A 5,121-nucleotide genomic window follows, 5' to 3' on the forward strand; every position below is an offset into this window, starting at 1 on the left:
CCTTCGCATATGGTTCCGTCCGTCGTTCTCGAACTCGACACCATTCCGCTGTCGCCCACTGGGAAACTCGACCGCGATGCGCTTCCCGATCCCGGTGTGTTGGTCACGGAGTTCCGGGCGCCGGAGTCCGCGACGGAGATCGCGGTGGCGGCGGTGTTCGCGGATGTGCTCGGTGTCGAGCGGGTGGGTCTGGATGATGACTTCTTCGATCTCGGCGGAAACTCCTTGCTCGCGACGCGTGTGGTGGGCCACCTCCGATCCGCGCTGAGTGTCACCGTCTCGGCTGCCGCATTGTTCGACGAGCCGACGGTGGCGTCCCTGGCCGCGCGGGTGGATTCCTCGTCGTCCTCCGGACCGTCGCTCCTCGCGCCGCGGGGCCGGCCCGACCATCTGCCGCTGTCCTATGCTCAGCAGCGCATGTGGTTCCTCAACCGACTCGAGCCACAGTCGCCGCTCTACAACATTCCCCTCGCGGTAAGGCTCTCCGGTCAACTCGACGTAGCTGCGATGCAGGCCGCATTCGGGGACATCGTCGCGAGGCACGAGACGCTGCGGACGCTCTACCCGGAGATCGACGGTGTCGGCGAGCAGCGGATCCTCGAGCCTTCGGATGTCGAGTTCGAGGTGGCCGTCGAAACCGTGGATGTGGAACGCCTTCCGCAGCGACTCGGCGAACTCGCCGGCGAGGCGTTCGATGTCACGACCCAGGTCCCCGTGCGCGCACACATTCTCGCGACCGGCCCCGATGAGCATGTCCTCGGACTCGTGCTGCATCACATCGCCGGCGACGGTTCGTCGCTTGCGCCGCTCGTGCGCGACCTCGTGTTCGCGTACACCGCGCGCAGCGGGGGTGCTCGCCCGGACTGGAATCCCTTGACCATCCAATACGCCGACTACACACTGTGGCAGCGCGAGTTCCTCGGATCCGACGAGGATCCGCGGTCTGTCGCGGGAAGGCAGCTCGCGTTCTGGGTCGAGACCTTGGAGGGGATCCCCGGGGCCCTCGAGCTGTGCACCGATCGTCCGCGCCCGATCGTGCTCGGGTCGTCGGGAGACCGAATTCGTGCTGCACTCGACTCCGAGATGTACCGAGAGATCTCGGAACTCGCACGTCGAGTCGGTGCGACACCGTTCATGGTCATGCATGCCGCTCTCGCAGTTCTCCTCGCTCGGCTGTCGGACACCGTCGATGTGGTGGTCGGCACTCCGGTCGCTGGACGATCCACACCCGAACTCGACGACGTCGTCGGGATGTTCGTCAACATGCTCGCCCTCCGTACACCGGTGGAACTCGGGGACACGTTCGTCGAACTGCTCGAACAGGTGCGGGCGGTGGATCTCGCCGCGTTCGACAACGCTGACGTTCCGTTCGAGCGGCTTGTCGAGGTACTCGACCCCATTCGGTCGCCCGCGCAGCATCCTGTGTTCCAGGTCGGATTCTCGTACCAGAATTTCACCGTGGATTCCCTCGAGCTGCCCGGGCTGAAGGTCGAGTCGCTGGAGGCCGCATCCACATCTGTCCGGTTCGATCTGCACGTGACCGTCGTCGATCACGGCACACGTGGTGGACGATGCGGCTTCGAGATCGAGTTCGGCTTCGCGACAGAACTTTTCGACCGTCCTACGGTGCAGCGGATGCTCGATCGGTACGTGCGGATCCTCGCCTCGGTGATCGGCGACGCATCGGTACCCGTCGGCGATGTCGACCTGCACGACCCGCAGGAACTCGAAGCCATGCTGCGGGCATGGGAAGCGGAGCAGTATGCGGTGGGGTATGGCCGGACGCTGCCCGACCTGTTCGACGACCAGGCACGCGCGACACCTGACGCGGTGGCCCTTGTCGAAGGAGCCGACACGATCACCTACCGAGACTTCTCGGCACGTGTGAACCGTTTGGCGCGACTTCTCATCGATCGCGGAGTCGGACCGGAGACGGTGGTTGTGCTCGCCATACGCCGTTCGGCCGACCTGGTGGTCGCGATGTACGCGGTGTCCGCGGCGGGCGGAGCGTATCTGCCACTGGACCCCGACCATCCGGCCGAACGCATCGAGTACATCCTCGACACGGCATCCCCGGTGGGTGTTCTCACGACCTCTCGGGATCGGATCGCGCTACCGGGCGATGCTTTCGTTCTCGAGGTGGACTCTCTCGATCTCGACCCCTACGACAGCCGGCCGATCCGAAACTCCGACCGGCTCGCAGCCCTGCGCTCCGACAACGCCGCCTACGTCATCTTCACCTCCGGCTCCACCGGCCGCCCCAAGGGCGTTGTCGTGTCGCACGGTGCGATCGTCAATCAGCTCGTCTGGAAACGTGAACACTTCTCGCTCACGCCGTCCGACGCGGTGCTCCTCAAGACCGCGGCGACGTTCGATCTTTCGGTGTGGGAATTCTGGTCTGCGCTCACCGCAGGTGCACGACTCGTGATCGCGGCACCGGACGGACACCGCGACCCCGCCTACCTCAATGACCTGATCCGGCGCGAGAACGTCACGACCCTGCATGTCGTTCCGTCGATGCTCGACGCGCTGCTCGACGATGCCCGCGGTGAATTGCCGGACACACTTCGCCAGGTCCTGGCGATCGGCGAAGCACTGCCGATCGATACTGCTGAACGGGCCCTTGCACATCCCGCACCCGGATTGGTGAATCTCTACGGTCCGACCGAAGCTGCGGTGTCGGTGACCGCCCACGAGGTTCGCGAATCACCTTCGAGTTCGGTACCGATCGGCGAGCCCGTGTCGAACACGCAGGTGTTCGTCCTCGACGAGCGACTGCATCCCGTGCCACCGGGGGTGCCCGGAGAGCTGTACCTCGCGGGCGCACAGCTTGCCCGCGGCTATCTCGGACGGCCCGGCCTCACTACCGAACGTTTCGTCGCGAACCCGTTCGGCGACCCCGGAACCAGGCTGTACAGGACAGGTGACATCGTTCGGTGGCGACCGTTCCGCGAGGCCGGCTCGGGCACTCTCGAATACCTCGATCGCGCTGATTCTCAGGTCAAGGTTCGAGGATTCCGAATCGAACTCGGTGAGATCGAGGTGGCGTTGCGTTCGCTTCCGCAGATACGTGAGGCCGTCGCGTCGGTACAGCGGGGGGCCTCTGCGCAGTCGGACGACCGTATCGTCGCGTTCGTCGTACCCGCCGAGGGGCGATTGGACGTTCCTGCGATGCGTGCGGAACTGGCCCGTGTACTGCCGTCCTACATGATTCCGCAGGGTTTCGTGACGCTCGACTCGGTGCCTTTGAACATCAACGGCAAGGTCGACAGGAAGGCGCTCCCGGAACCCGAGGCGCCCGCACGACCGTACCGGGCACCGCGGACCTCGACCGAGAACGCTGTCGCGACGGCCTTCGTGGACGTACTCGACATCCACGGAAAGGTGGGTCTCGATGACGACTTCTTCGAGATCGGAGGCACATCGCTCAGCGCGGTGAAGGTCGTCGCCCGCCTTCGCGAGTACTTGTTCACCGAGGTGCCGTTGCCGTGGTTGTTCCTGCATCCCGAAGTCGAGGAACTGTCGAGGCGGATCGACGCCGAAGTGCTGGCTCCGCGCTCCGATGCAGTCGGTGCCTTCGATGCGGTACTCCCGATTCGCACCGGAGGGTCGGGAGCGCCGGTGTTCTGCTTCCATCCCGTCACGGGGTTGTCCTGGGGCTTTGCGGGCCTGGCGCGGTACTTCGGTGAGGATCGCCCTGTCTACGGTCTGCAGTCGCCCGCACTTCAGGACGGCGCTGACCTGCCCGTTGACATCGAGGCCTGGGCAGACGAGTACGTGCGGATCATCCGCGAGATCGCACCGCACGGCCCTTACCACCTGGTGGGCTGGTCGATGGGCGGCGTGCTCGCGCACGCTGTCGCGGTAGCGCTGCAACATCAAGGGGAGTCTGTCCCGACGCTTGCGGTGCTCGATACCTATCCGGTCGGTTCCGAACTCGATGCGGATACGAGTTCGCAGCAGGCGCCGCCGACGGTCGCCGACATGCTCGGAATCGATGTCGGTGCTTCGGCTGCAAGTATGCCGATCACAGATCTCACCTCGGATGCTCTTGTCGAGTTGGCCGAAGCTCTGCCGCCGCCTTTCGACGGCATGACCCCCACCCGAATCGAACGAATATTCGATGGGGCGCGTCACTCGTACCGTGTGCTGGCGGCGCATCAGCCCCGGCTCTTCGACGGGGATCTACTGGTCTTCGTCGCAGGAAACGACCGCAACACCTCGGCAGCGGAGAGCTGGCACCGCTATATCGGCGGCGCCGTCAGTGCCGAGCTCGTTCCGGAGACGCACTGGCAGATGCTTTCGCGAGATGCGGTTGCTCACATCGGGCCGGTTCTCGACCGATGGCTCGCAGGAGCTCGCTGACCTGTACTGACCGACATTCCTCGACGTGGGGCGCTCCGGAGGCCGGAGCGTCCCACTCCTGCATGTCCTTCTCGCCCGTAACGTGAGCATTTGCGGCCCGATGGTCTAATGGGGCGCGATACCGCGCGGTAACCCGCCGGACGGAGTCGGACGTAGGTGCGAGGGAAATCAGTGGTGAATGACGCCTGGCGTGAGCCCGCGACGGGGCAAGAGGACAATGCACGGATGAATCTCGATGATCCCAGCGCGGAGCGTCCGTCGTCCTCCGGTCGCGCGCGCAGCAAGCAGCGCCCCGCACGCCGCCGTGAACCTCGGGCGTTGTTGCTGCCGCAGTTGCTGGCCGCAGCGGTGGAACGAGATCCGTCTGCCATCGCGGTCGTGCACGAGTCTCGCTCGCTGACCTACGCGGAGATCGACGAAGCATCCTCGAAGCTCGCCCGGTTGCTGATCGGCCGGGGCCTCGGGCCCGAGGACGTGGTCGCGCTCGCCTTCGTTCGCTCCCCGGAGTCGGTCATCGCGACCTGGGCCGTAGCCAAGACCGGTGCCGCGTTCGTCCCGGTTGACCCGAACTACCCTGCCGACCGCGTCGAGCACATGACCGTGGATTCCGGCGCGGTCCTCGGGCTCACCCTCGGAGAGACGAAACCGACATTGCCGGCGACGGCGCGTTGGATTGCACTCGACGATCCCGAGACCGAGTCGGAGCTTGCGGTGTTGCCGTCGGGTCCGGTGACGTTCGACGAGCGGGTTCGGACG

Annotated in this window: 2 protein-coding genes; both read left to right on the forward strand. The window is 65.4% G+C overall.

Annotated features, from left to right (window positions below):
* Window positions 1-4,365: non-ribosomal peptide synthetase (locus HCA61_RS25735; RefSeq protein ID WP_169691038.1), on the forward strand; the 4,365-nt coding region annotated here is incomplete at its 5' end.
* 225 nt (window positions 4,366-4,590) lie between these two features.
* The coding region (locus tag HCA61_RS25740; protein ID WP_206040607.1) for an AMP-binding protein at window positions 4,591-5,121 on the forward strand (531 nt) is incomplete at its 3' end.

It is taken from the genome of Rhodococcus sp. HNM0563, from assembly GCF_012726195.1.
Classification (GTDB): domain Bacteria; phylum Actinomycetota; class Actinomycetes; order Mycobacteriales; family Mycobacteriaceae; genus Rhodococcus.